The sequence below is a fragment of the Curtobacterium sp. B18 genome (assembly GCF_000333375.1).
GTDB lineage: Bacteria > Actinomycetota > Actinomycetes > Actinomycetales > Microbacteriaceae > Curtobacterium.
The window spans coordinates 1-1,163 of the sequence record NZ_BACZ01000494.1 but is presented as its reverse complement, the minus strand read 5'-3'; the positions used below and the strand labels follow the sequence as shown (position 1 = coordinate 1,163).

General features: G+C 70.2%; 2 protein-coding genes. Both read left to right on the top strand.

The features are described 5' to 3' along the window. Positions 1-304, top strand: a 304-nt coding sequence (locus I5E_RS13060) for a cation:proton antiporter regulatory subunit (protein WP_022907379.1), incomplete at its 5' end; no start/stop codon positions are given. A gap of 89 nt (positions 305-393) precedes the next feature. Next, positions 394-1,163: 3-oxoacyl-ACP synthase III (locus tag I5E_RS13055; protein WP_042723865.1), on the top strand; the 770-nt coding region annotated here is incomplete at its 3' end.

Sequence of the window (1,163 nt, the reverse complement as noted above, 5' to 3'; positions counted from 1 at the left end):
CCGCCAGCGGCTCTCCGTCTCGACCGGGTACGGCGTCGCCGAGCTCCTCGTGCACACGAACGCCGACCTCGTCGGGAAGACCATCAAGGAGTCCGGTCTCTGGGACCGCGACATCACCGTCCTCACGCTGCACCGCGGCTCCGGCGTCATCCCCAACCCCCGGAGCGGCGTCGCGCTCGAACCCGGGGACCGCCTGCTCTGCTTCGGCAAGCTGGAGGAGATGCGATCGATGATCCCGGAGCGTCGGAAGCGTCGCGCGAAGGTCCGGAAACTCCCCAAGGAACCACGCCAGCCCGAGGCGTGAGGCGCATCCGGAGCGCACTGTCCCCCGCCTGTCAGCGCTTCCGGATCGCGTACCCAGGCCAGATGCGGAAGTATGTGTCGGTGACGATCATGACGGAACGGCCGGTCGACCAGGCGACGAGCAGCGACACGGAGCGGCCCGGCAACGCCACGGCCAAGCACGACAACGTCGCGCTGCTCTCCGTCGCGACGACCGTGGCGGAACGCGTGACCACCTCGGCCGACATCGAGGAGAAGCTCCGCGGCGTGCTGCGCCGCCTGCGCCTGCCGATGGGGCTGCTCGAGCGTGTCGCCGGGGTCAAGGAGCGTCGCAACTGGGGTGAGGGGCAGTCCTTCCAGGACGCCGCGATCGACGCCGGGCGCCGTGCCATGGCCGAGGCGGGCATCCGCCCCGAGGACGTCGGCCTGCTCATCAACACGTCGGTGACCCGTCCGCACCTCGAGCCCTCGGTGGCCGTGCGGCTGCACCACGGACTCGGGCTGCCGTCGTCCGCGATCAACTTCGACATCGCGAACGCCTGCCTCGGGTTCGTGAACGCGATGAGCGTCGCCGCGGGCATGATCGACTCCGGCCAGATCAAGTACGCGCTCGTCGTGGACGGCGAGGACGCCGACCAGGTGCAGCTCAACACCATCGAGCGCCTGAACCAGGGCGGCCGCAACCGCAAGGACTTCATGAGCGAGTTCGCCAGCCTGACGCTCGGCTCCGGTGCCGCCGCGGCCGTGCTCGGGCCGGCGGACATGCACCCGGGCGGCCACCGGATCGTCGGCGGCGTCACCCGCGCGGCGACCCAGTGGTACGACCTCTGCGTCGGCAGCGTCAACGGCATGTTCACCGACGCGAAGATGCTCCTCAAGGG